At 70.2% G+C, this 22,619-nt stretch carries 22 protein-coding genes; 10 read left to right on the plus strand and 12 right to left on the minus strand.

Annotation, left to right across the window (positions count from 1 at the left end; translation table 11 throughout):
* Nucleotides 1–80: 80 nt before the first annotated feature.
* The 3 genes from AB7V09_RS09180 to AB7V09_RS09190 all read left to right on the plus strand — a co-directional run bounded on the left by AB7V09_RS09180 (nucleotide 81) and on the right by AB7V09_RS09190 (nucleotide 3,649).
* On the plus strand, nucleotides 81–1,445 hold the full coding sequence (locus tag AB7V09_RS09180; protein ID WP_419143572.1) for a DUF418 domain-containing protein: 1,365 nt from the start codon (nucleotides 81–83) through the stop codon (nucleotides 1,443–1,445).
* Nucleotides 1,446–1,606: 161 nt separating this feature from the next.
* Nucleotides 1,607–2,935: a DUF418 domain-containing protein gene (locus AB7V09_RS09185; protein ID WP_419143573.1), complete on the plus strand. Its 1,329-nt coding sequence runs from the start codon at nucleotides 1,607–1,609 to the stop codon at nucleotides 2,933–2,935.
* A 258-nt stretch (nucleotides 2,936–3,193) separates the two neighbouring features.
* Nucleotides 3,194–3,649: a hypothetical protein gene (locus tag AB7V09_RS09190; protein WP_009407644.1), complete on the plus strand. Its 456-nt coding sequence runs from the start codon at nucleotides 3,194–3,196 to the stop codon at nucleotides 3,647–3,649.
* A gap of 80 nt (nucleotides 3,650–3,729) precedes the next feature.
* Here the strand turns inward: AB7V09_RS09190 and AB7V09_RS09195 are convergent, their stop codons facing one another.
* Nucleotides 3,730–4,995: a sensor histidine kinase gene (locus tag AB7V09_RS09195; RefSeq protein ID WP_419143574.1), complete on the minus strand. Its 1,266-nt coding sequence runs from the start codon at nucleotides 4,993–4,995 to the stop codon at nucleotides 3,730–3,732.
* Nucleotides 4,992–5,651, minus strand: a complete 660-nt coding sequence (locus tag AB7V09_RS09200) for a response regulator transcription factor (RefSeq protein ID WP_075373865.1) — start codon at nucleotides 5,649–5,651, stop codon at nucleotides 4,992–4,994. Before AB7V09_RS09200 ends, AB7V09_RS09195 begins: the two co-directional genes overlap by 4 nt.
* A 178-nt stretch (nucleotides 5,652–5,829) precedes the next feature.
* Between AB7V09_RS09200 and AB7V09_RS09205 the strand changes: the two genes are divergently transcribed.
* The 4 genes from AB7V09_RS09205 to AB7V09_RS09220 all read left to right on the plus strand — a co-directional run bounded on the left by AB7V09_RS09205 (nucleotide 5,830) and on the right by AB7V09_RS09220 (nucleotide 9,492).
* Nucleotides 5,830–6,297 (plus strand): hypothetical protein, encoded by a 468-nt coding sequence (locus tag AB7V09_RS09205; protein ID WP_009407646.1) that lies wholly within the window; start codon nucleotides 5,830–5,832, stop codon nucleotides 6,295–6,297.
* Nucleotides 6,298–6,378: 81 nt separating this feature from the next.
* Nucleotides 6,379–7,554 carry a peptidoglycan-binding protein gene (locus AB7V09_RS09210; RefSeq protein ID WP_314134455.1) on the plus strand — a complete coding sequence of 392 codons (1,176 nt, stop codon included), beginning with the start codon at nucleotides 6,379–6,381 and terminating at the stop codon, nucleotides 7,552–7,554.
* A complete protein-coding gene (locus AB7V09_RS09215) occupies nucleotides 7,551–8,264 on the plus strand; it encodes an ABC transporter ATP-binding protein (RefSeq protein WP_009407635.1) in 714 nt (237 codons plus the stop codon). Before AB7V09_RS09210 ends, AB7V09_RS09215 begins: the two co-directional genes overlap by 4 nt.
* Nucleotides 8,239–9,492: an ABC transporter permease gene (locus tag AB7V09_RS09220; protein ID WP_419143575.1), complete on the plus strand. Its 1,254-nt coding sequence runs from the start codon at nucleotides 8,239–8,241 to the stop codon at nucleotides 9,490–9,492. Before AB7V09_RS09215 ends, AB7V09_RS09220 begins: the two co-directional genes overlap by 26 nt.
* Nucleotides 9,493–9,713: 221 nt before the next feature.
* On the opposite strand, the gene AB7V09_RS09225 is transcribed toward AB7V09_RS09220, so the two are convergent.
* The 6 genes from AB7V09_RS09225 to AB7V09_RS09250 all read right to left on the minus strand — a co-directional run bounded on the left by AB7V09_RS09225 (nucleotide 9,714) and on the right by AB7V09_RS09250 (nucleotide 13,789).
* Nucleotides 9,714–9,896, minus strand: a complete 183-nt coding sequence (locus tag AB7V09_RS09225; RefSeq protein ID WP_419143576.1) for an Rv0909 family putative TA system antitoxin — start codon at nucleotides 9,894–9,896, stop codon at nucleotides 9,714–9,716.
* 266 nt (nucleotides 9,897–10,162) lie between these two features.
* Complete coding sequence (locus tag AB7V09_RS09230; protein WP_314920224.1) at nucleotides 10,163–10,636, minus strand: MmcQ/YjbR family DNA-binding protein; 474 nt, start codon at nucleotides 10,634–10,636, stop codon at nucleotides 10,163–10,165.
* Between the two features lie 293 nt (nucleotides 10,637–10,929).
* Entirely contained in the window at nucleotides 10,930–11,139 is a 210-nt protein-coding gene (locus AB7V09_RS09235) for a helix-turn-helix domain-containing protein (protein ID WP_419143577.1), read from the minus strand.
* Entirely contained in the window at nucleotides 11,136–11,903 is a 768-nt protein-coding gene (locus AB7V09_RS09240) for a hypothetical protein (protein ID WP_419143578.1), read from the minus strand. Before AB7V09_RS09240 ends, AB7V09_RS09235 begins: the two co-directional genes overlap by 4 nt.
* 306 nt (nucleotides 11,904–12,209) lie before the next feature.
* A complete protein-coding gene (locus AB7V09_RS09245; RefSeq protein ID WP_419143579.1) occupies nucleotides 12,210–12,962 on the minus strand; it encodes a hypothetical protein in 753 nt (250 codons plus the stop codon).
* Nucleotides 12,963–13,102: 140 nt separating this feature from the next.
* Complete coding sequence (locus AB7V09_RS09250; RefSeq protein WP_419143580.1) at nucleotides 13,103–13,789, minus strand: hypothetical protein; 687 nt, start codon at nucleotides 13,787–13,789, stop codon at nucleotides 13,103–13,105.
* Between the two features lie 245 nt (nucleotides 13,790–14,034).
* Between AB7V09_RS09250 and clpB the strand changes: the two genes are divergently transcribed.
* A complete protein-coding gene (gene clpB / locus AB7V09_RS09255; RefSeq protein ID WP_419143581.1) occupies nucleotides 14,035–16,716 on the plus strand; it encodes an ATP-dependent chaperone ClpB in 2,682 nt (893 codons plus the stop codon).
* Nucleotides 16,717–16,849: 133 nt separating this feature from the next.
* Here the strand turns inward: clpB and AB7V09_RS09260 are convergent, their stop codons facing one another.
* From AB7V09_RS09260 to AB7V09_RS09270, 3 genes are all read right to left on the minus strand, one after another.
* Nucleotides 16,850–17,881, minus strand: a complete 1,032-nt coding sequence (locus tag AB7V09_RS09260; RefSeq protein ID WP_419143582.1) for a DUF3152 domain-containing protein — start codon at nucleotides 17,879–17,881, stop codon at nucleotides 16,850–16,852.
* Between the two features lie 85 nt (nucleotides 17,882–17,966).
* On the minus strand, nucleotides 17,967–18,596 hold the full coding sequence (locus AB7V09_RS09265) for an RES family NAD+ phosphorylase (protein ID WP_419143583.1): 630 nt from the start codon (nucleotides 18,594–18,596) through the stop codon (nucleotides 17,967–17,969).
* Entirely contained in the window at nucleotides 18,593–19,183 is a 591-nt protein-coding gene (locus AB7V09_RS09270) for a hypothetical protein (protein WP_419143584.1), read from the minus strand. Before AB7V09_RS09270 ends, AB7V09_RS09265 begins: the two co-directional genes overlap by 4 nt.
* A 423-nt stretch (nucleotides 19,184–19,606) precedes the next feature.
* On the opposite strand from AB7V09_RS09270, the gene AB7V09_RS09275 reads away from it, so the two are divergent.
* Nucleotides 19,607–20,410 (plus strand): TetR/AcrR family transcriptional regulator, encoded by an 804-nt coding sequence (locus AB7V09_RS09275; RefSeq protein WP_236592831.1) that lies wholly within the window; start codon nucleotides 19,607–19,609, stop codon nucleotides 20,408–20,410.
* A gap of 157 nt (nucleotides 20,411–20,567) precedes the next feature.
* Here AB7V09_RS09275 and AB7V09_RS09280 read toward each other — a convergent pair whose 3' ends face one another.
* Nucleotides 20,568–21,248, minus strand: coding sequence for an HAD family hydrolase (locus tag AB7V09_RS09280; RefSeq protein WP_003788899.1), 681 nt, complete (start codon nucleotides 21,246–21,248; stop codon nucleotides 20,568–20,570).
* A gap of 198 nt (nucleotides 21,249–21,446) precedes the next feature.
* On the opposite strand from AB7V09_RS09280, the gene AB7V09_RS09285 reads away from it, so the two are divergent.
* Nucleotides 21,447–22,457 (plus strand): LacI family DNA-binding transcriptional regulator, encoded by a 1,011-nt coding sequence (locus AB7V09_RS09285; RefSeq protein WP_009407695.1) that lies wholly within the window; start codon nucleotides 21,447–21,449, stop codon nucleotides 22,455–22,457.
* Nucleotides 22,458–22,619 lie beyond the last annotated feature (162 nt).

Here is a 22,619-nt window from a genome sequence, read left to right on the forward strand (position 1 = left end):
CAGGCTCCACCTTTCGATGGACACGATCTCGGCGCTTAAGGCGGACGCCGCGGAACCCCTGGTTTTCATACGGTCGAGTCATGAACACGACGACTTCCTCCGCGACCTCATTCACTGGTTCCCGCGGCCTGCGCTACCCCGCCCCCGACGTCGCCCGCGGCTTCATGCTGCTGCTCATCGCCCTGGCCAATGTGGGGTTCTGGGTGGCGGGTCCCGAGGGCCGTGCGCCATCGACCGCCGACAGGACCTGGGCCTTCATACGTGCCCTGTTCATCGACCAGCGCGCCTACCCGCTGTTCGCACTGCTCTTCGGCTTCGGGCTGGCCACCATGGTCAACCGGCGCATGGCATCGGGCATCGACGCCTACTGCCAGCAGCTGACCGGCGGGCTCCGGGCGCCGTCGGCGGCTGAGCTCGACCAGGCCCGGGAGCAGGCCGCCATCGACGCCCGCCGCCTCGTGCGGCGCCGCGGCCTGTGGATGGTCCTGTTCGGGCTCATCCACGGCGCCTTCTTCCCCTCGGAGATCATCGGCACCTACGGCATCGTCGCCGTCGTCTTCGCCGGGTGGTTCGCCCACAAGCACCACAAGCGCCAGCTGGCGGTGTGCGCCCTCATTCTTCTGTTCCAGATCGTGACGGTGGTCCTGGCCATGCTCATGGGCCCCGGAGGTGAGGCGGCCGGTGTGGCGGGGCCCGCTGCCCCGGTGGCGGCACCCACCGGAGCAGGCGAGTCCGTGGCGTCAGCGCTGCCCTGGTTCGTGACCAACGTGAATGAGTGGTTCTTCACCGCCCTGGGAGCCGCCTTCACCACGATGATTCTTCCCGCCGCCTTCCTGGGGGCCCGCCTGGCCGACACCGACCTCATCTCCCACCCCGAGCGTCACCGCGGTCTGTTGACGGTGGCCGGGATCGGCGGCCTGGCCCTGGGGGCACTCGGCGCGCTTCATGAGCTCCTGGTCCCGCTCACCAGCGCTCAGTCCTGGGAGGCCGACTCCGCCCTGATCGCGGTCTTGGGCCTGGCCGGGGGCTGCGGCTGGCTCGCCGTTCTGGCCCTCTACGCCGGCGGGCCGACGTCGGACAACCGGTTGACCGGCCTCAGGTGGCTGCTGTCCAACGTGGGGCGCCGCTCCATGACCGCCTACCTGTCCCAGACAGTCATGTTCGCCGGCATCTTCGTCATCGCGCCGCGGCTGACCGGGAGGCCCCTGGAGCTGGGATTGGTGGCATCCGCCGCAGTGGCGGTGATGGTCTGGCTGACGACCGTGGTCCTGTGCGCGGTGCTTGAGCGGCTCGGCATGCCCGGTCCCTTCGAGGTCCTGCTGCGCACCGCCGTCGCCCGCAGCGAGCGCAGCCGCACGAACCCGTTCCCCCAGCAGATCCCCGCCCAGTGCGCGGCCCAGTTCCTCGGTCGGTCGACGAGCGCCCCGGTTACCGCGGGAGCCTGAGAGCGGGTCGGGTGCCCGATGCCATCGCAAGAGGGAAGAGCCCTGGTCCTCCGGGAGGAGGACCAGGGCTTGGTCCGCTCTCCGGGGAGGAGAGGATCAGCCCGTCATGATGGCTCCGCAGGGGGAGGTCGCTCTGGTGGCCGCCCCCTAGCGTGGAGGGCATGAAACTTACGACGTCATTCACCGGCACTCGGGGGGTGCGCTATCCGTCCCCGGATGTGGCCCGTGGCTTCATGCTCCTGCTCATCGCCCTGGCCAACATCCCCTTCTGGACCGATGTGACGCATGCTTCCGCCCCGTCTGATGCGGTCGACACGGCATGGCTGTGGGTGCGCTCCCTCCTGGTCGACTCGCGCGCCTACCCGCTGTTCGCGATGCTCTTCGGCTTCGGACTGGTCACCATAGTCAACCGGCGCATTGCCTCCGGTGCCGCGTCCTACCTCAGCTCCCTGCCCGGCGTGGAGGACGGCCGTGAGCCGACGTCACAGGAGGCGGCCTGGGCCCGTGAGCAGGCCACCGTCGATGCGCGTCGACTGGTGCGACGTCGGGGCCTGTGGATGATCCTCTTCGGCGCCGTGCACGCCGTGCTCTTCTCCGGTGACATCATCGGCCCCTACGGTCTGGTCGCCGTCATCTTCGCCGGCTGGATCGCCCGCAAGCACTGGAAACGGGCCGTGGCCTTCTGCACCATCGTCGTTGTTGCCGGCACCACCACCTTCCTCAACATGGGCAGCTTCCTGGCCTCCCAGGGCACGACCTCGGCGACTGACGCGCACCAGGGGGCCGGCGCCTCGACCGATACGGTCCTGTCCTACGTCTCCGACGGACTCCTGGCCTGGGGCGGAAGCCTGGTCTCGGCACTGTTCTTCTCCATGATCGTTCCGGCGATGTTCCTCGGTGCCCGGCTGGCCGACACCGATCTCATCACCCACCCCGAGCGCCACCGCCGGCTCCTGCTCGCCGTCGGCCTGGGCGGTCTGGGGCTCGGTGCCGCGGGCGGTATCGGGTTCGCCGTGTGGGCCGCGGGCGGCTCCCTGGTCGCCTGGACCATGCCCCTTCACGCGGCCACGGGCGTGGCCGGGGCCTGCGGCTGGTTGGCGCTGTTGGCCCTGTACGCCGGCGGGCCGAGGCCGGATGGCCGGTTGACGGGGCTGCGCCGGCTGGCCTCCAGTGTGGGGCGCCGCTCCATGACGGCCTACCTGAGCCAGACCTTCCTCTTCGCCATCATCTTCATGGTCCTGCCCGCCCTGACCGGGATCGAGCTCCACCTGGGCGAGGCCCGGGCCGCCGGGATCGCGCTGGCGGTCTGGCTGGTGACAGTCGGTCTGTGCGCAGCCCTGGAGCGCGGCGGTCACGCCGGCCCCTTCGAGACCCTGCTGCGCACCGCCGTGGCCCGCAGTGAGCGCCGACGCCGGTTGCCGGCCCCTCCTGCCCCTGCGACCCCGGCCTCACCGGTGGGCACCTCCAGCACCTACGACCTGGTGCGCTGAGACCCCGGAACACAGATAGGCGCCCAGGACGATGGGGAGGGCTTCCCCGCGGGCCGGCGGGTGCGTGCCAACACGGCCTTCAGGGATTCTGTATGGTGGGACGGCCCGATGACGGCCTTCAGGGCGCGTCATCGCACCATGCCCTGAGGACTGTGAGTCGCCTCGCAGAATGCGAGGGGTCACTTGAGCGTTTCACAGGGCATCGTTGACACGGTAGCCTGCCTGCGTCCCCAACTCTGAAGGAAGCGAACAGTCCTCATGACTCAGCCCCCCAACCCTGGTCAGCCCTTCTACCAGCAGCAGCCCTCGGCACCCTCGGCTCCGGCCCCGGGGCAGCCCTACCCGCCCCAGCAGCAGTTCCAGGGCGCTCCCGGCGCGCCTGCTGCTCCCGGCGCCCCCGGCCAGCCCTTCCCGCAGGCTCCGGCGGGGGACAGCTTCATGGGCAACCTCTTCGACACCGCCAAGCCCTTCGCCGAGAAGTTCGGCAAGGTGCTCTTCTACATCGCCGCCATCGCCCTGGTCGTGAGCTGGCTCTACTCGGCTTACAAGGCCGGCGACCTCACCGGTGGCCACGACATCCAGCTGGAGGGCGGGAACTTCAACTTCGGCAGGTTCCTGCTGAGCCTGCTCTTCGACGCCCCCTGGGTCGTCGCTGAGATCGGCCTCATCCGCCTCTTCATCGAGCTGGTCATCAACTCCGGCAAGAAGAACTAGTCGCCGCCCGGCGGGGTCTCGTCTCCGCCGCAGCCAGCTGCTCGACCCTGACGGTCGCCGGCCCGCGTGGCCGGCGACCGTCAGTCGTTGGGGTCGGCTGTGCTCGAGGCATCCTCGACCTGTCCCACCGGGAGCTCGAGGACGGCCGTCAGACCGCCGTCGGGGTTGGCGCTCAGGCGCAGCTCGCCGCCGTGCGCGGTGGCCACCGCCGTCACGATGGCCAGGCCCAGCCCGTGCCCGGAGCCCCGGGTCCGCCCCCGCCCCTCGCCGCGCACGAAGGGCTCGCGCAGGGACTCCACGCTCTCGGCCGCCACCACGGGGCCCTCGTTGCGGATCGTCAGGCGCACGCCGTCGTCCAGACGCGCCATGCCCACAGTGATGCGGCCACCCTCGACGTTGTAGCGGGCCGCGTTGCGCAGCAGGTTGGAGACGCTCTGACGCAGCAGCACCGGATCCCCGGGGACCCGGGCGGGCAGCAGATGGGTGGAGACGTGAAGCCCGCGTTCGGCGACCTCCGGAGCGATGAGGCCCAGGGCGTCACGGACCGTGGCCTCCATATCCACGTCCTCGTGGGCCAGCTTGCCGGACTGGGCGTCGGCCAGGTCCAGCAGGGCGTCGATCGTCTCCCGGTTGGCGCGGTTGGTCTCCAGGACCCTGGTCAGCACCCGGCGCAGGTCCTCGGCCGAGGCCTGCGGGTCGGACAGGGCGACGTCGATCATTGTCTGCGTGGTGGCCAGGGGAGTGCGCAGCTCGTGGGAGGCGTTGGCCGCGAACCGGCGGTGGACGGAGAAGGACCGCTCCAGGGAGGCCAGCATGTTGTCGAAGGTGTCCGCCAGGTCGTGGATCTCGTCGCGTGGGCCGGACAGGTCCAGTCGCTGGCTGAGGTCGCCCGAGGCGGCGCGCTTGGCGGCCGCATTCATTGAGGACAGCGGCTGCAGCATCCGCCCCGCCAGGATCCAGCCGACGGTCCCGGAGAGCACCACGAGCAGTGCCAGCGCACCGACGGCCGAGCGCATGATGGTGCTGAGCAGATCGAACAGGTTCGTGTCCACCTTGGCGGCCTCGCCGATCTGCGAGACCGGCACGGCGGCGGTCTCCCCGACCGGGTCGCCGATCTGGATGCTCAGCGTGACGTAGCGCGTGTAGAAGTAGACCAGGGCGATGAGGACCACGCCGGCGGCCGTTACCATCCCGGCGTAGGTCAGGGTCAGACGGGCCCGGATACTCAGGTGCCGGGCGCGACGCATGTGCTCCGTGCGGCCAGGCCGGGCGCCGTGGGGCCAGCTGTCGGCGCCGGGCCGCGCCGCGTCGTCGGCCCGGGTCCCCGCAGCCGCCTGCCCGCTCATGCGCTGAACCTGTAGCCCGCGCCGGGGACTGTCTGGATCACCCGTGGCTCACCGAGCTTGCGACGCAGGTGGGAGATCGTCACCCGCGTGGAGTTGGTGAAGGGGTCGGCGTTGGCGTCCCAGGCCTTCTCCAGGAGCGTCTCGGCGCTGAGGACCCCGCCCTCGGCCTCCATGAGGACCTGAAGGACCGCGAACTCCTTGGGGCTGAGGTGAATGAAGTGTCCGTCGCGGTAGACCTCCCGGCGGAAGGGATCCAGGCGCACCCCGTGGGCATCGAGGACCGGGGTGCGTGCCGGCTGGCTGCGTCGGCCCAGGGCCCGCAGCCGGGCCACCAGCTCGGGGAACTCGAAGGGCTTGGTGAGGTAGTCGTCGGCCCCCAGCTCGAAACCGCCCACGCGCGCATCCAGCGTCCGGGACGCAGTGAGCATGAGGACTCGCGTGCTGGGGTGGTCGCGCACCACCCGCCGGCAGACCTCGTCGCCGTGGACCACGGGCAGGTCCCGGTCCAGGACGATGATGTCGTAGTCGTTGACCGCCACCTGCTCCAGGGCGCTGGCCCCGTCGCCGACGACATCCACGGCCATCGCCTCACGCCGCAGCCCGGTGGCGATGGCCTCAGCCAGGTACTCCTCATCCTCCACGACGAGCACGCGCATCGCCCTGCCTCCTTCACTGTGGATTCTTTCGGCTGGTCCCTCAGCGAACCAGCCCCTGTGTTGCCACAACATAAGCGAATTTGTGAACCCCGTGGCAACACCGCTCCCGGTTGGCTGTTCCCCGAACGAACGGACGCCACCGCGCCCCGACCCACGTGAGCCGAAAGGACCCTCTCCCATGAAGCAGCCCCTCAACACCCGGATCCTCACCCGCGCCGCCACAGTGCTGACCTGCGCCGTGTGCGCCGTCGGCCTCATGACCGGATGCTCCCAGGGTTCGAAGGCGGACTCGGCCGCCTCCGCCTCCGCCACCAGCGGGGACGACTACCTGCTCAAGATGGCCAAGTGCATGCGCGACAAGGGCATCGATGTCTCCGACCCCGACGCCAACGGCAACGTGCAGTTCCCCGACAACGAGGCCGCCACCAAGGCAGCCCAGGAGTGCGAGCAGATCGTCGGCCCCGCCCCCGGCACCGAGGACCTCGCCAAGCCCGAGACGCAGCAGGACCTGGTCAAGGCCGCCGAGTGCCTGCGCAAGGAGGGCTACGACGTTCCCGACCCCGAGGCCGGCAAGGGCATCCAGATCAACGGCGACATCCCCCAGGACGTCATGAACAAGTGCTTCTCCCAGGTCGGGAGCAAGTGACACCGCGCCCTTGCCGGCGCCACCAGACCACAGGCTCGCGCGGCCAGGCCGCCGCGCAGACACACTCAGACAGGCAGACACATGGATCAGACCACCACCTCCACGCAGGCCGACGACGGCTCGACCGGCACCGCGGACAAGCCGGGCACGGCCCACCGCACCCGACGCCGGGCCTTCCTGGCCATGGGGGCCGCCGCGATCCTGGCGGCGGGCGCTGGTGCGGGCGCCTTCGCCTCCAGGTCGGGCCCCTTTGCGGCCAAGGCCAAGCCGACGACGTCGACCTTCAGCGGCGCCACCGACACCGTCACCAAGGGCGACCTCCAGGGACAGACCTCGGTGTCCGGGACCCTGCGCTACTCCGACTCGCGCAAGTTCAAGTCGGGCTTCGAGGGCGTTCTCATCCAGGTGCCGGCCTCCGGGGCCGTCCTGACCCAGGGCGACGTCCTCTACCGAACCGGCAACGAGACCGCCTACCTCATGCGCGGCAACCTGCCCGCCTGGCGCAGCTTCGAGGCCGGCATGGAGGACGGCGAGGACATCCGCCAGCTCGAGACGGCCCTGCGGGACCTGGGGTACTTCGACTACGAGCCCGACGACCACTTCAGCTGGGCCACCACCAGCGCCATCCTGAAGTGGCAGAAGGACCTCGACCTGCCCCGGACCGGGACCCTCCCACTGGGACGGATCGTCTTCACCCCCGGGGATCTGCGCGTGGGGACGGTCACCGCCCGCGTGGGGGACCGCGTCGCCGCCGACACCGAGCTCTTCGACGTCACCTCCACCACCCAGGTGGTCGATGCCAACATCAAGCTCTCCGACCAGAAGCTCGCCGTTGCCGGCACCGCCGTGACCATCAAGCTGCCCGACGCCAAGAAGACCGCTGGGAAGATCACCTCCGTGGGCACCCCCACCGAGAAGTCCTCCGGCTCCGGGTCCGGCGCCGGCTCCGGCTCGGGTGAGTCCAAGGAGCGGGTCATCCCCATCACCGTCACCCTCACCGACGCCTCGGCGACCACCAACTTCCAGGAGGTCTCCGTCACCGTCGACCTGCCCAGCGAGAAGCGCACGGGCGTCCTGTCGGTGCCGGTCGGGGCCCTGCTGGCCCTGAGCGCCGACCAGTACGGCGTCGAGATCGTCGAGGCCGGCGGCACCACCCGTAAGGTGCCGGTCACTATCGGGCTGTTCGCCGGTGGGCGCGTGGAGATCTCCGGCAAGGACATCTCCGAGGGACAGCGAGTGGTGGTGCCGCAGACATGAGTCGCATCCTTTCCCTGCGCGACGTGAAGCGCACCTACGGGGAGCCGCCCGTGGCCGCCTGCGCGGGCGTGAGCCTGGAGATCGACGACGGCGAGTTCGTCGCCATCGTCGGCCCCTCCGGCTCGGGCAAATCCACGCTCCTCAACCTCATCGGCACCCTGGACCGGCCCAGCTCCGGCACCGTCGAGATCGACGGCGTCGACGTCGGCTCCCTGTCCGACGCCAAGCTCTCGGCTTTGCGGGCCAGCCGCATCGGCTTCGTCTTCCAGCAGTTCCACCTGGCAGACGGCGTCAACGCGGTCGACAACGTCGCCGACGGCCTGCTCTACAGCGGGGTCCCCCGCTCCGAGCGGCGCCGGCGCGCCCGGGCCGCCCTGGAGCGCGTCGGCCTGGCCCACCGGCTCGACCACCGCCCCCACCAGATGAGCGGCGGCGAGCGCCAGCGGGTGGCCATCGCCCGGGCCGTCGTCGGCGAGCCCCCGCTGCTGCTGGCCGACGAGCCCACCGGGAACCTCGACTCCACCTCCGGGGCCTCGATCGTCGAGCTCCTTCACGAGCTCCACGCCCAAGGCACCACGATCATCGTCATCACCCACGACAACGAGCTGGCAGCCCAGCTCCCCAGGCAGATCGCCATCCGCGACGGCCGCATCGTGGGGGACTCAAGCCTGAAGGAGATCGTCCATGACGACGTCTACGCACCGGCGTGACCGGTCCGCGGCCGAGCGGGCCGGCCGCGCCCCGGCCCGGCGGATCCAGCGCTCGCGGCTGCGTCTGGCCGACGTGCTGCGCCTGGGAGGCACCGGCATCAAGGCCCGCCCCACCCGCGCCTTCCTGTCCGCACTGGGGATCGCCATCGGTATTGCCGCCATGATCTCGGTGGTGGGCATCTCGGCCTCCAGCCGCGCCCAGCTCTCCGCCCAGCTCGACTCGCTGGGGACCAACCTGCTGACGGCCACCGCCGGCCAGGACCTGTTCGGCAACTCCTCCTCTCTGCCGCAGGACAGCGTCGGCAAGGTCCGCCTCATCGACAACGTCCAGAGCGCCTCGAGCACTGGGCTGGTCAAGAACTCGCTGGTTTACCGCACTCCGCTCATCGACAAGAACGCCTCCGGCGGTATCACCACCCTGGCCGCGGACAAGTCGCTGCTCGACGTCGTGGCCGGACAGGTGGACAAGGGTGCCTGGCTCAATGAGGCCACCAGCAAGTATCCGGCCACGGTCCTGGGGCAGACGGCGGCCCAGCGCCTCGGCGTCGTCTCACCGGGAACCAAGGTGTGGATCGGCGGGAACTGGTTCACCGTGGTCGGCATCCTCAAGCCGGTGGTGCTGGCTCCCGAGCTCAACAATGCCGCCCTCATCGGTCAGGGCGTGGCCAGCGACCTGCTGGGGCACGATGCCAAGCCGACGACGGTCTACACGCGCAGCCAGGACGCCGCCGTCCCCACGGTGCGCAAGCTGCTGGCGCCGTCGATCTCGCCGCAGGCCCCCAATGAGGTCAAGGTCTCGCGCCCCTCGGACGCGCTGGAGGCCAAGAACGCGGCCGACAAGGCCTTCACCGGTCTGCTGCTGGGCGTGGGCTCGATCGCCCTGCTCGTCGGCGGCATCGGGGTGGCCAACACGATGATCATCTCGGTGCTCGAGCGCCGTCGGGAGATCGGACTGAGGCGGTCCCTGGGGGCGATGCGCGGACACATCCTCGTGCAGTTCATGACCGAGGCGCTGCTGCTGGCCTCCCTGGGCGGTGCCCTGGGGTGCATCATCGGGATCGGGGTGACCGCCGGGATGTCGGCCGCCAACGGCTGGCCCTTCTCCCTGCCGGTGATCGCCGTCGTCGGCGGTCTGGCAGTCACCATCGCCATCGGCGCCCTGGCCGGCGTGTACCCGGCCGTTCGGGCCTCCCGCACTCCTCCGACCGCCGCGCTCAACGCGCAGTAGGCGAGTGCCGCCGACCCGAGGGGAGGCGGATGAGACGTCCCGGTGGGAGACGGCTGGGCCCCGCGGTGGCGGCACCGGACTGTGGCGGCCGGTGCTTGAAAGAGATGGGGAGAGCCCAGCTGGCCGGGAACGCGTGAGGGCCCCGCACTGAACGGTGCGGGGCCCTCACTCCTGCGATCAGAAGACCGCGGTGCCTGTGGGTAGGCAGGCTCTCAGCCGGGTCACTCCGTGCCGAGCTTGCCGTCGACGGCGTCGCGGGCGGCGTCGATCTTGTCGTCGTACTTGCCGCCGGTCGCCTTCTTGGCAGCACCGGCTGCGGCGTCCAGCGCCTTGTCGCTGATCGCCTCGGCCTTGTCGGAGCTGAGAGTCTCACCGGCCTTCTTCGCCAGGTCATCAAGTCCCATCTGTGTCTCCTTCCGTCGGGTGGCCAGACGTCGGATGACGACGGCCTCGGCTGAATAGTGCCAGGTTTGCGCAGCCGCGTCATCTGAGGGCGGCTCGGCCCCTGGGTTGCGGCCGGGGACTCTTCCTTCCAGCCGGGGGCATTCGACGCCGTCGGGGACCGGAATCCTGTCACCGAACGCGCAGGACGCCCCCCTAGGGAAGTATCCGCACCCCTACGCGCGCAATGTCCCCGGCCGTTCTGCCAGGGCGTCAGCGGCGGCGGGCCTCACCACTGCCAGGTGGGGCGGACGGGGGAGCCTGCGGCGTCGGCCAGGAGGACGGCCTCGCGCACGCGGCGGGTCAGGAGGGACAGGACGAGCCGGTAGGAGTCCTCGACCATGGCGGTGGCCTCGTCCGCGCGGTAGTCCGAGCTGGTGAGGTCGATGCTCACCCAGTGCCGCTTGGACTGGTGGAAGCCCGGCTCCACCCACTCGAAGGCGGCCCGCACGGCGACGACGTCCTCGGGGTCGAGCTTGACGTTGGCCAGGAGGCGGCCGTCGGTGAGGGGGATGAGCAGCAGGAAGAGGCGGGGGCCCACGGAGGCGACAGGGATGTCCCACTCGGGCTTGTGCCCCGCCCAGGCGCCGGGCAGCGTGGCCGCCTTGGCCAGGAGCTCGTCGCGCCGGGCAGCCACGGTGGCCTCGTCGACGCGCGTGGAGGACCCGTCGGGGCGAGGGCTGCGGCGGAGCGGTGCGGTCATCGACGTCGAGCCTACGTCCTCCCCCGCGGCTGGGGACATCCTGCGCGGCGGGGTGCGGAAACTTCCGGCCGGGGACATCCTGCGCGTGCGGGGACGGGATTCCGGTCCCCGACGGCGTCCAATGCCCCCGGCTGGAAGGAAAAGTCCCCGGCCGCGTGGAGTGCCCCCTCCCGCGCAGCCCCCGGACATGAGAGAAAGTCCCCGGCTGCGTGGAGTGTCTCCGGCTGTAGGGAATGGTCCCCGACGGCGAGGACTGGCGGCGGGAGGGGCGCCGGGGACGCGTACTGGGCGGGTCAGTCCGACACGATCTCCAGGAGCTCTCCGACCGAGCACCCCAAGGCCTCGCAGATGGCGCAGAGTGTGGAGTAGCGAATGGCCTTGGCGCGGTCGTTCTTGAGCACGGAGAGGTTGACGGTGGTGACCCCGACCTTCTCGGAGAGCTCCACGAGCGTCATCCCTCGGGCGGCCAACAGCTCGTCGAGGTGGCAGACGACGTGACTCACACGAGCCCCTCGGTCTCTTCGCGCAGCACGGTGTTCTCCGCGGCCAGAGTGCGAGAGCGCTGGTAGACGCGGTGCAGGGCGAGCAGCAGGTGAATGGCGAGGATAAGAGCGACCAGTCCCTTCAGGGCCGAAAGGTCATCGCCGATGGGGATGAACCCGGTCAGCTCTCCGTCTGCTCGGGCACCGGTGAAGTACTCGTCCGAGACCGCCAGGCCTGAGATGTACAGCGCGACAGCGCTCAACTCCTGTCCCAGGAGGAGCCAGAACAGGTGACCGCCCCGGGTGAAGAGATCGTCGACGAATCCTGGTCGGTTCGGGCGGATCGCGGCGATGAACCGGATGAAGGCGATGGCGCAGGCCGTGATGAGGATGACGTGGATGGCGATGATCAGGCCGACGAGGAACCGTGCGCCGCCGGACATTCCGTGCACGGTCCCGTAGCTCACCGAGTAGCCGTTGGTCATCTCCACTGTCGTGTGCCCGAAGGACAGGTGCCGGTCCAGCGTGGGGTCACTGTCGGTGAACTCCATCCGCAGCCCGCGGCCGTCGATGAGGCCCCACAGGTTGGAGACGAGCGTGTGGATGGGGGAGAGGCAGAATAGGACCAGCAGGAACGAGGTGAAGGCCAGGCTGCCGGTGCCGACGCCGGCGTCGGCACCGGGGGCGGAGCCGGTGCTGTCCGGTGGGGTCTGGTCGGCAGCAGCCTCTCCATCGAGGTCGGTGTCGGGGGTGGTGTCCGAATCGGCTTCAGTGCTGGTCGTCATGATGACACTCCGTATCGATTATCGATGTATCGATAGTCGATATGGTGCGCTTGAGGTTCGCCCGTGTCAAGCATCCATCCGGGGTGAGGTTCTGTCATTCAGCCATTGCCGACGGCGTCAGGTGGAGGTTGTGCGTACCTCCGGGGAGGTGGTGTGCGGTGGGGGACATCGCACGCGATGGGAGACGTTGCGCGCGGTCGGGTGCGGAAACTTCCGGCCGGGGACATCCTGCGCGTGCGGGGACGGGATTGCTGTCCCCGACGGCGTCGAATGCCCCCGGCCGCAGGAGAGAGTCCCCGAACGCGCTCAGTGGATCGTGTCGAGGATCGTGTTGGTGATCTCCTTCGCGTCCTGCGAGTTGCTGGCCGACACGTTGATGGTCGCATAGGTGGTGCGGCCGCCCGTGGACGGGGAGGTCGGCACCATGATGATGCTCCCGGCGAAGACGCTGCCGCCCTGCTCCGTCAGATAGACCGCTGCTGCGGCCTCGCCATGGGGGGTCTGTTTCGTCGAGTACTCCTGGAGCCTCCCGCCTTGAGCGGTGAGCTGCGACTTGAGGTCGGATTCGGACGGCGGGGAATCCAAGGACTGCGTCTGCGAGAGCATGCCGACGTTGTTGTGGAACTGGAGGGCGTTCGCGTCCTTGGCCCGGTAGAAGAGGTCATATGTGCCCAGCGTGTGCTCGAAGTCGGCGCGGCTCATGTTCAGGCTCTGGGCGATCGCCTCCTTCTCCGCGGTGGAGAGTGTCTTGACGTCCACCCAGTCCTTCGGGACGGTGAAGGTGAGGCCGGTGCTGGCGCCGGTGACTTCCTGGCTGTCGCCGGGGGCGGGCTTCGCCGACGCGTCGTCCTGGCTGGATGGAGTGCTGCCGGCGGAGGTCTCCTTGTCCTCGTCGTCCTTCTCCTCGGTGTCGCTCGTCGCTGAGGCCGAGGTGCTGCCGGAGGCGGCCGAAGTGGAGGTGTCGGAACCTCGAGTGTCCTGAGAGCAGGCGGTCAGCACGGGGGCTGTGATCAGAGTGAGGACGGCCAGTGCGGTAGCAGCAGTGCGTAGGGGTTTCATGATGCTCCAGTGCCTGAGATCGGGTGTGGCAACCAGGACATCACGGTCCGGCGGGAATGCTCGATGGAGACGACTCCCCGTCGTGAGCCGGAGGGGCTTGCGGTGGCTGGCAGCGTGAGGCCCGTCGCTGCGTTCGCCGGTCAGTGGGCCGTCGTGAGGATGGTGGACACGATGGTGTCGACCTCCTCAGCGCTGCCGGCCGTCACGGCGATGCGCACGTAGGTGCCCGACGACGTCGGAACGGCGATGACCGCGCCGGCCGTCTGGGTGCCCTGAACCTGCGCGGTGGAGGTGTCGACGGCGGCCTGCCCGTAGGTGGACGGCTTGGTGGAGTAGCCCGTCGGAGTGCCTCCCTGTCGGGTGATGATCTCATCCAGGCTCGCCTGGGACGGGGGCGTGGAGGAGGTCTCGGTCTCCTTGGCGACCGCGACGCTGTTGAAGGACAGGCCGCCGCTCTGCGAGAACCGGCCGTAGAAGGCGTCGGTGCTGCTCAGGCGCTGGGTGAGGGTGGAGGGGTCCACCCCCTGGGCCCGGGCGAGCAGCGCCTTCTGGGCCTCGGGAAGAGCGTTGAGGTCCTCCCAGTCCTCGGGGATCGCGAAGGTGAGGCCGGATGTCGGTGCGGTGACCGCCTGGTGGCCCGCCGGGATGGAGGGGGTCGTGCTGCCGGAGGCGCTCGCGCCGCCCCCGCTCGACGACGTCGCCGAGGCCGCGGAGCCCGAGCTGGTCGCTGTTGCTGCGGCCGAGCCCGCCGACGAGGGGCTGGTCTGCGAGCAGCCCGCCAGAATGAGGATGGTGGCCAGGGCCAGGGTGGCGCGCGTGGTTCTCATGAGGTCTCCGGGGTGAGGACGGGGTCGTGATGTGACGATAGCGGCGTCGTGGAACAACGGTGTTTCAAGCGGTTGGTTGGCATGTTGCAGGTCGGCGCGATGACCGGCGGAATGTCTCCGGCAGAACCCCTAGGAGTTGCCCACGTCACTGCCGGTCTCAGAAGTTGAGTGGAATAGACTCAACTCTGCGAAGGTTGTGGTGACCAGAAGACGCAACACGTCACTACCTCGTGAAGGAGATCCGCATGGACACCAACTACACCACCAAGTCGCAGGAGGCGATCTCCGGGGCGATGCAGGCCGCCGCCGCGGCCGGCAACCCCCAGATCGAGCCCGCGCACCTGCTCGTAGAGCTCCTCTCCCAGCCCGACGGCGTCGCCGCCGGACTCCTGGCCGCGGTCTGCCCCGACGCGGCGGCCCGCCAGGCTGTCGGTGCCTCCGCGCGCCGCATCCTCACCCAGCTGCCCGCCTCCTCGGGCTCCTCCATGACCCAGCCTCAGCCCTCGCGCTCCCTGCTGGCCGCCCTCGAGGCCGCCTCGACGGTCGCCAAGGAGCTGTCTGACGAGTACATCTCCACCGAGCACCTGCTCATCGGCCTGGCCAAGGGCGACGCCTCCGGCTCCGCCCCCACCGTGGCCCGCATCCTGGCCGACGCCGGCGCCACCCCGGAGGCCCTCATCGAGGCCCTGCCCCAGGTCCGTGGCTCCTCCCGCGTCACTTCCGCCAATCCCGAGGGCACCTACAAGACCCTCGAGAAGTACGGCACCGACCTCACCGAGGCCGCCCGGGAGGGCCGCCTCGACCCGGTCATCGGCCGCGACGCCGAGATCCGCCGCGTCGTGCAGGTCCTGTCCCGGCGCACCAAGAACAACCCCGTCCTCATCGGGGAGCCGGGCGTGGGCAAGACCGCCGTCGTCGAGGGCCTGGCCCAGCGCATCGTCGCGGGCGACGTCCCCGAGTCCCTGCGCGGCAAGCGCCTCATCTCCCTGGACCTGTCCGGCATGGTGGCCGGCGCCAAGTACCGCGGTGAGTTCGAGGAGCGCCTCAAGGCCGTCCTCAAGGAGATCAAGGACTCCGACGGCGAGGTCATCACCTTCATCGACGAGCTGCACACCGTCGTCGGCGCCGGCGGCGGCTCCGAGGGCGCCATGGACGCCGGCAACATGCTCAAGCCCATGCTGGCCCGCGGCGAGCTGCGCATGGTGGGCGCCACCACCCTGGACGAGTACCGCGAGAACATCGAGAAGGACCCCGCCCTGGAGCGCCGCTTCCAGCAGGTCTTCGTCGGTGAGCCCAGCGTCGAGGACACCGTGGCCATCCTGCGCGGCATTGCCCCCAAGTACGAGGCCCACCACCAGGTGACCATCTCCGACGGCGCCCTCGTGGCGGCCGCGACCCTCTCCGACCGCTACATCACCGGTCGTCAGCTGCCCGACAAGGCCATCGACCTGGTCGATGAGGCCGCCTCCCGGCTGCGCATGGAGCTCGACTCCAGCCCCGTCGAGATCGACGAGCTGCGCCGTCGCGTGGACCGCATGCGCATGGAGGAGGCCTACCTGGATGAGTCCATCGAGGACGTCTCCAAGGCTGACCCGGCTGACGTCGACCGCCTCGAGCGCCTGCGCGCCGAGCTGGCTGACGCCTCCGAGGAGCTGGCCTCGCTCAACGCCCGCTGGGAGGCCGAGAAGGCCGGCCACAACAAGGTCGGTGAGCTGCGCGCCGCCCTGGACGAGATGCGCACCCGCGCCGACCTGGCCGAGCGTGAGGGCAACTTCGAGGAGGCCGGCCGCCTGCGCTACGGCGACATGCCCGCCCTGGAGCGCCAGATCCGCGAGGCCGAGGCCGCCGACGACGCCGCCGAGCAGACCGCCGGCGAGCCCATGATCGCCGAGAAGGTCGGCGCCCCCGAGATCGCCGAGGTCGTGGGCTCCTGGACCGGCATCCCCGTGGGCAAGCTCCTCCAGGGGGAGACCGAGAAGCTCCTGACCATGGAGGACGTCATCGGCGAGCGCCTCATCGGCCAGAAGGCCGCCGTGGCCGCCGTGGCCGACGCGGTGCGCCGCTCGCGGGCCGGCATCTCCGACCCCGACCGCCCCACCGGCTCCTTCCTCTTCCTGGGTCCCACGGGCGTGGGCAAGACCGAGCTGGCCAAGGCCCTGGCCGAGTTCCTCTTCGACGACGAGCGCGCCATTGTGCGCATCGACATGTCCGAGTACTCCGAGAAGCACTCCGTGGCGCGCCTCGTGGGCGCCCCTCCCGGGTACGTCGGCTACGAGGAGGGCGGCCAGCTCACCGAGGCCGTGCGGCGTCGGCCCTACTCCGTGGTCCTGCTCGACGAGGTCGAGAAGGCCCACCCCGAGGTCTTCGACATCCTCCTGCAGGTGCTCGACGACGGCCGCCTCACCGACGGCCAGGGGCGCACGGTCGACTTCCGCAACGTCATCCTCGTGCTCACCTCGAACCTGGGCAGCCAGTTCCTCACCGACCCACTCACCAGCCCCGAGGAGAAGCGCAACGGGGTCATGAGCGTGGTCCAGGCCTCCTTCAAGCCGGAGTTCCTCAACCGCCTCGACGACATCATCATCTTCGAGGCCCTCTCCAAGGAGGAGCTGGGTGAGATCGTCGAGATCCAGCTGGCGCGCATCGCCAAGCGCCTGACGGACCGGCGCCTGAGCCTGGAGGTCACCGACGCCGCCCGCAGCTGGCTGGCCGACGAGGGCTACGACCCCGCCTACGGGGCCCGGCCGCTGCGCCGCCTCGTGCAGCGCGAGATCGGCGACCGCCTGGCCCGCATGCTGCTGGCCGGGGAGGTCCTCGACGGGCAGACGGTCGTCGTCGACAAGGTTGACGGTTCCGAGGGGCTCGCGCTGCGGGCCGAGGGCGAGGCGCACCTGCCGTCGGCCTCCTCGGCGGCGTCGCCGGCCTGAACCCGGAACCCGACCGAGCCGGCTGCCTGAAGCGGAGGCTGTGACAGGCCAGTGCTGAGGGGGCGGGCCCACCTGAGTGGTGGGCCCGCCCCCTTCGTGCTGCCAGCGCATGCTGCCGGCGGCGTCGCGCGCCTCAGCCGGGCTGGTTGTCCTGGGTGGGCCAGGCGTTGTACACGCAGCCGCCGGCCAGGTCGTGGCTCTGCTGAGCCATGAGCGGGGCCTTGAGGCCGGCCCCGGCGCAGAACTCGTGCTCGTGGCCGAGGAAGTGGCCCACCTCGTGGTTGGTGACGTAGGTGCGGTAGGAGTCGACGTCGGGGTAGGTCACGGCGCCCCAGTTCCACCGGTCGGAGTTGATGACCACGTTGTCCCCGTTGCGGCAGCTCCACATGCCGCCGGTGTCCAGCGGTGAGCACAGGGCGTCGGCGCTGGGCGGCGTGGCGATGTTGAAGGTGAAGTCCGCGCTCGCGGGGTCGGCCACCGGCTGGAAGGAGGTGTTCTGCGCGGTGGGCCAGCCGCGCTCGTCATTGAGGATGCGCTCCACGATGGGGGCCGCCGTTGCGGCATCGACATGTGTGCCGCCCTCGACCCGCAGCACGTAGCGATAGACAGTGGCGGCCGCGGGCCGGGAGACGGGCACGGCCGGCGCGATGGTCCAGCTGCCGTTGCCGACGGCGCCGGAGTGCGCGAAGCCCTCAGAGTCCAGCTGCGGGGACGGCAGCGCCGAGGCCGACGGCGTCGATGAGGCGGAGGGGGTGGCCGAGGCTGACGGCGAGGCCGCGCGGCTGGCGGACGCCCGAGCGGAGGGCTGGGCGGCGGCCTTGGCCGGGGTTGAGGACTGCCTTGCGGAGGAGCTAAGCGGCAGGGCAAAACCGGGGTGGAGCCCCCAGACCCGCAGTCCGACGACGATCAGGGCCAGCGCCACGACGAAGGTCGTGCCGTACAGGAGCTGGTTGCGGGCGCGACGCCGACGTCGCTCCCGGCGGGCGATGGTGAGGGCTCGCCGGCTGGCGGGATCGGGCGCGTCCGACGAAGGGCGCTGCGGGGAGGGCCGGCCCTCAGGGCTGCGTCGATGACCGGCGGATGTTCGACGGCGTCCAGATGTCGACGACGAGGCGCGGCCGGGGCGGGAGGGGCGCCGCGGCGGCTGCGGGGTCGAGGGACGCATGCGACCATCGTAGGGGCGCCCGCCCAACCGACCCACCGGGAGGCACTCCTGCGCGCCCAAGGTCACATGCGGCGTCGGGGCAGGCTCAGACGATCTCGTAGCCGATGTCGGGGGCGAGCGTCTTCAGCAGGGCGTAGAGCGTGGCGTCGGCCAGCGGGGCGGTGTCCCGGGGCAGGGTCGGCAGGCTGTCGCGCGCGGGGGAGAACAGCACTGTCATCTCGCTCCCGGTCATCGTCGAGCGGGCGCGCAGACCGTCGATGTCGGGCAGCTGAATCCGGATGGCTCGCGCCCAGGCTCGGCACGTCGAGCGCAGGGCGCTGTCGAGGCTGACCGAGGCTCCGTTGCGCAGCGCCCAGGTGCTGGTGAGATCGAGCAGGCGCAGCGGACGAGTCGCCTCCCAGACCTGCAGAAGAGGCATATCGCTGCGCGTGTCGATGACGCGGGTATCGGCGAAGACCTCCGCGACGCATGTGAGCAGGTCGTCGGCGGTGTGCAGGACCCCGTGCTCCGGATGCTCCCCCGTCGGCAGCGGGTGCGGATCCCAGCGGCATCGCGGGTGCGGCCCCCAGGTCCGCAGCTCGCCCCACGGCAGGGGATGAGTGCTGTGTGCGAAGGCGACGCGGGCGAGCTCGGCGTGCTCCACCGTCACGATGTCCTCCGGGCGGGTGTGGAGCGTCGACGGCGGCTGCGGAGGATTCTTCGGTCGGGGACTCACCGGTGGTCCGCATCCGAGAGCTGCTGGACGACCGCCGCCGGGTCCCCGCCGGCGATCAGCCACTGCGAGGGTGTCGCCCCGTCGAGCAGCTCGGGATCCGACGTCGTCATCCGCGCCTCGATGGTGGCCGGCGTCAGCCCCTCGCGCAGGGCGGGCACCACCGTTGCCAGCCCCGGGATCGGGCGGCCCTCATGGAACTGCCACGTGGGGAACCTCAGCGACCGCCCCTCGCGGTAGGCGTAGAGGGTGCGTCCGGCCGCACGGGTGATCGTCGTCGTTGTCCGGCCGAGCAGGGTGGCGACCTGGCGGGTGCTCAGAGAGCGCGCCAGCGTGCAGGCCGCCTGGACGGCCTCATGCTGGGCGGTGAGCTGCTCGGCGTACGTGCGATCGGACAGGATGCGCTCCACTGTGCGGGCTGTGGACTTGCTGCGGCCGCGAGGGGTGGTTCGGGCCAGGAAGTCGGTCATGCCGGCGGACACCGGGCCGGCGCCGCCCTGCGACGTGCGGGCAGTGGCCTCGCGCATCGCGTCCGCGAGCTCCTCGTCGCTGAGGTCGAGCTGGTCGAGCAGGCCGGCAAGAACAGACATGGCACGAGTGTAATGCACTGAGTGTGCATGTGCATGCATAGACGATGCGCCTCGGTGGCCCCTGGTGGGGCTGGTGGTCTGTCGACAGGGAGGCTCGCGGCATGTATTTGAACCGGAAACAATAATCTCGCAAGTGTTATGCAACTGTGACCATCAGGGTACTGCGCCGCGAACCTGGATGAAATCACAAAAGAATCTGGGTGGCGACGGGAGGTTGCGGTGGCCAGCAATCCCAGCAGCCCCAACAGACCGCGCGGTCGGGGAACTCTGTGCTGGTAGGAGCCGGTTAATTGTGTGAAAACCGAGACCAAGTCGTCACTCACGTCACGGGGAGGGCACGTGGAGGTCACACTTGAGCGGATTATTCCGATGAGGGCCTTTCTGCCTTGCAATTCCCTTACTGGAAGGTGCCATGATGCCGCCATGAACACTGTCAGTACCCCGACTTCGCCCCAAGCTGCCCCGGCTAGGCGGCGCGGACCCGGGCGCCCCCGAGCGGGTAGCGAGGACAAGCGAGCACGCATCCTCAATGAAGCCGTGGTTCTCTTCGGAGAGCACGGGTATGCCGGCACCTCCCTGGCCGACATCGCCAACGCGGCAGACATTTCCAAGGCCGGACTCCTGCACCACTTCTCCTCCAAGGACGAGCTCTTCTGCAAGGTGCTGGAGCGCCGTGACCGCGAGGACGCCCTGAGCATTCTCGTGGAGTCCCCGGCCGTCGAGGGCGACGCCGCTGAGGCTCCCGTCGACACCATCGGCAACCTGGACACCCTCGACGTCGCGGGTGCCTCCGACCTGGACGGCAACCCCTGGGCCCTGCTGGAGCGCTACATCGAGCTGCTCGAGCGCAACGTCGCCCACCGGGACCTCACGGCGATCTACACCGCGACGGCGGTCTCGGTCCTCGATGCCGAGCACCCCGCGCACCGGTGGATGGCCAACCACCTCAACAGCGCCGTCGAGCGCTTCGAGTCCAGTTTCGAGGCCGGCAAGACCGCCGGGCTCGTGGACCCGAAGATGCCCTCGCGCCTCGTGGCGCGCAGCCTGGTCGCCCTCATCGATGGCCTCCAGCTGCAGTGGCTGTGCTCGACGACGCCCGGGACGGCCGCTGCGGAGTCACTGTCCACCGACCTGGTGGCGGAGATCCGCCTCTACGCCGACTGCCTGCGCAGCCAGTGGGAGGTCCAGGAGACCCCGGAGACCCCTCAGCGCCCCAAGGCCGCCTGACGGTCAGAGGCGCCGCGTCGCCCTGGGCTCGGCGCCTCCACGAATCCTCATCAGAATCCCTATCCATCCCATCCGGCTCGGGAACCTCGCGTTCCCGAGCCGGTCCTGTCCTCGGGCGCCGGTCGTGAGCGGGTGGCCCGCCTGATTCCGGACTGATTCAGCGGTCCGCCCACAGCAGCAGGTGCGGGGTGATCGAGGCCAGGTCCGGGACGACGACGAGGCCGGGGTCGGCCGGGAAGTGCTTGGTCGTCCCGATCTGCACGACGTGGATCCCGTTGCCCCGGGCCGAGGCCGCCCCCGTGGGGGAGTCCTCGACGACGACGCAGTCCTGGGGGCGCAGGTCGAGGCGCTCGACCGCCGTGGCGTAGGGCAGCGGATCGGGCTTGGCCCCGACGCCGTCGTCACCGGTGACCAGGACGGCGAAGACGTCGCCGAGCGCGGAGGCCACCTTCTCGACGATCCGGCGCGGTGAGGCCGAGACGATTCCCTGGGCCAGCCCCACCTCCGACAGCGCCGAGGTGATCCGCAGCGCCCCGGGCAGCAGGGGAGGGGCGGCGCTCACGGAGGCCTCGACGTCGTGCGCGATCGCTTCGAAGACCTCCTGCGTGGCCGGATCGTCCCAGGAGCGGGTGGCGCCGGTGGCGGCAATGAGCTCGCGGGCCTGACGGATCGAGGCCCCCGTCATCTGGGCGACGAGCTCTGGGCGCGGGTCGCCGCCCAGGGCCTGGCAGTGGTGGATGAATGCCTCGTCCCAGAAGGGCTGGGAGTCCATGAGGGTGCCGTCCATGTCCCACAGGACAGCGCGCACCGTGAAGTTGGGAGTGGGGGAGGTCGTCATGAGAAATAGCCTAACCGGAGGGTGGCGCGGCGCACAGGGGCCGGGCGCGCTGCCTCATGACCCGCCTGCCGGCGCTCAGGGTTATGCGCTGCGTCCTCGTCCTGGCAGACTGCCGTCAGGACGCCAGGTGGTGCACGTGCCGGAACCCAACGGGGTGTGCAGGTGGCGGCGCAGTCGGAGGGGCCGGGAGGAGAGCGGGTGGGCGACACCTACAGGACCACGATGGCGGACGTGGCCAAGGCGGCCGGCGTCTCGCGCACCACGGTGTCCTTCGTGCTCAACAACCGCGACGGGGCTCGTATCCCACCGCAGACCCGCGAGCGCGTCCAGCAGGTGGCTGCCGAGCTCGGCTACCGCCCGCACGGCGGGGCGCGGGCCCTGGCTTCGCGCCGGTCCTCCCTGATCGGCCTGGTCTCCGAGATCGTTACCAGTCCCTTTGCCGCCGCCACGATCCGCGGGATCCAGGACAGCGTCCGGGCCGCCGGCTACACCCTGTTCATCGTGCCGACCTCGACGGAGGCCACCGTGGATGGCGAGGCCTTCGAGACGCTGCTGAAGTCCCGGGTCGAGGGGATCATCTACGCCACCGGCTGGAACTGTCGGGTTCGCATGCCGGCGCAGGCCCGCGAGATCCCCACCGTCCTGGTCCACTGCATCGACCCGGTCTCCGGCCTTCCCTGCGTGCGCCCTGACGAGGAGCAGATGGGGCGCCTGGCCGCGCAGGCGCTCCTGGAGGGCCACCACCGCGACATCGGCGTCATCGAGCTCGACCCCAACGACGGTGAGGCCGCTCCGGGGCGGCGCGTCGGCTGCCGGACCTACCTGGAGCAGGCCGGCATTCCTTGGAGCACCGTGCACGTGGCTGTCGGCCACGGCACCGCCCGGGACGGGTATGCGGCTGCCTCCCGCCTCCTGACGGACCATCCCTGGCTGACCGGGCTGGTGTGCGGCAACGACTGCATGGCGATGGGGGCCTATGCCGCGATCCGTGAACAGGGGCTGAGGGTGCGTGAGGACGTGGCCGTCATCGGGATCGACGACCAAGAGCTCATCGCCGACCAGGTCCATCCGGCCCTGACGACGGTCGCGCTGCCCTTCGAGGAGATGGGACAGGTGGCCGTCTCCCACCTGCTGGCCCTCATGGAGGGCGAGGAGGTGCCCGCTGAGACGCTCCTGCCGGGCACGATCATCCGTCGCTCCTCGGCCTGACAGCGCATCGTGCCGTCTATGCGGCCGGGGACATTGTGCGCGTACGGGTGCGGAACCTTCCCGGCGGGGACATGCTGCGCCGTCGGGGACAGGATTCCGGTCCCCGACGGCGTCGAACGTCCCTGACCGCACCGAAATGTCCCCGACGGCGTCGAATGTCCC

The sequence above is a fragment of the Actinomyces sp. SKVG-SVH-4(1) genome (assembly GCF_048514265.1).
GTDB lineage: Bacteria > Actinomycetota > Actinomycetes > Actinomycetales > Actinomycetaceae > Actinomyces > Actinomyces oris.

Bases quoted from the DNA above. Each gene is read 5' to 3' on its own strand.
- AB7V09_RS09240 (WP_419143578.1), bottom strand. From the start codon at position 11,903: ATGACGACCAGCACTGAAGCCGATTCGGACACCACCCCCGACACCGAC.
- AB7V09_RS09275 (WP_236592831.1), top strand. From the start codon at position 19,607: ATGAACACTGTCAGTACCCCGACTTCGCCCCAAGCTGCCCCGGCTAGG.
- AB7V09_RS09190 (WP_009407644.1), top strand. From the start codon at position 3,194: ATGACTCAGCCCCCCAACCCTGGTCAGCCCTTCTACCAGCAGCAGCCC.
- AB7V09_RS09200 (WP_075373865.1), bottom strand. From the start codon at position 5,651: ATGCGCGTGCTCGTCGTGGAGGATGAGGAGTACCTGGCTGAGGCCATC.
- AB7V09_RS09230 (WP_314920224.1), bottom strand. From the start codon at position 10,636: ATGACCGCACCGCTCCGCCGCAGCCCTCGCCCCGACGGGTCCTCCACG.
- AB7V09_RS09250 (WP_419143580.1), bottom strand. From the start codon at position 13,789: ATGAGAACCACGCGCGCCACCCTGGCCCTGGCCACCATCCTCATTCTG.
- AB7V09_RS09260 (WP_419143582.1), bottom strand. From the start codon at position 17,881: ATGCGTCCCTCGACCCCGCAGCCGCCGCGGCGCCCCTCCCGCCCCGGC.
- AB7V09_RS09180 (WP_419143572.1), top strand. From the start codon at position 81: ATGAACACGACGACTTCCTCCGCGACCTCATTCACTGGTTCCCGCGGC.
- AB7V09_RS09225 (WP_419143576.1), bottom strand. From the start codon at position 9,896: ATGGGACTTGATGACCTGGCGAAGAAGGCCGGTGAGACTCTCAGCTCC.
- AB7V09_RS09205 (WP_009407646.1), top strand. From the start codon at position 5,830: ATGAAGCAGCCCCTCAACACCCGGATCCTCACCCGCGCCGCCACAGTG.
- clpB (WP_419143581.1), top strand. From the start codon at position 14,035: ATGGACACCAACTACACCACCAAGTCGCAGGAGGCGATCTCCGGGGCG.
- AB7V09_RS09280 (WP_003788899.1), bottom strand. From the start codon at position 21,248: ATGACGACCTCCCCCACTCCCAACTTCACGGTGCGCGCTGTCCTGTGG.
- AB7V09_RS09185 (WP_419143573.1), top strand. From the start codon at position 1,607: ATGAAACTTACGACGTCATTCACCGGCACTCGGGGGGTGCGCTATCCG.
- AB7V09_RS09195 (WP_419143574.1), bottom strand. From the start codon at position 4,995: ATGAGCGGGCAGGCGGCTGCGGGGACCCGGGCCGACGACGCGGCGCGG.
- AB7V09_RS09220 (WP_419143575.1), top strand. From the start codon at position 8,239: ATGACGACGTCTACGCACCGGCGTGACCGGTCCGCGGCCGAGCGGGCC.
- AB7V09_RS09210 (WP_314134455.1), top strand. From the start codon at position 6,379: ATGGATCAGACCACCACCTCCACGCAGGCCGACGACGGCTCGACCGGC.
- AB7V09_RS09245 (WP_419143579.1), bottom strand. From the start codon at position 12,962: ATGAAACCCCTACGCACTGCTGCTACCGCACTGGCCGTCCTCACTCTG.
- AB7V09_RS09215 (WP_009407635.1), top strand. From the start codon at position 7,551: ATGAGTCGCATCCTTTCCCTGCGCGACGTGAAGCGCACCTACGGGGAG.
- AB7V09_RS09270 (WP_419143584.1), bottom strand. From the start codon at position 19,183: ATGTCTGTTCTTGCCGGCCTGCTCGACCAGCTCGACCTCAGCGACGAG.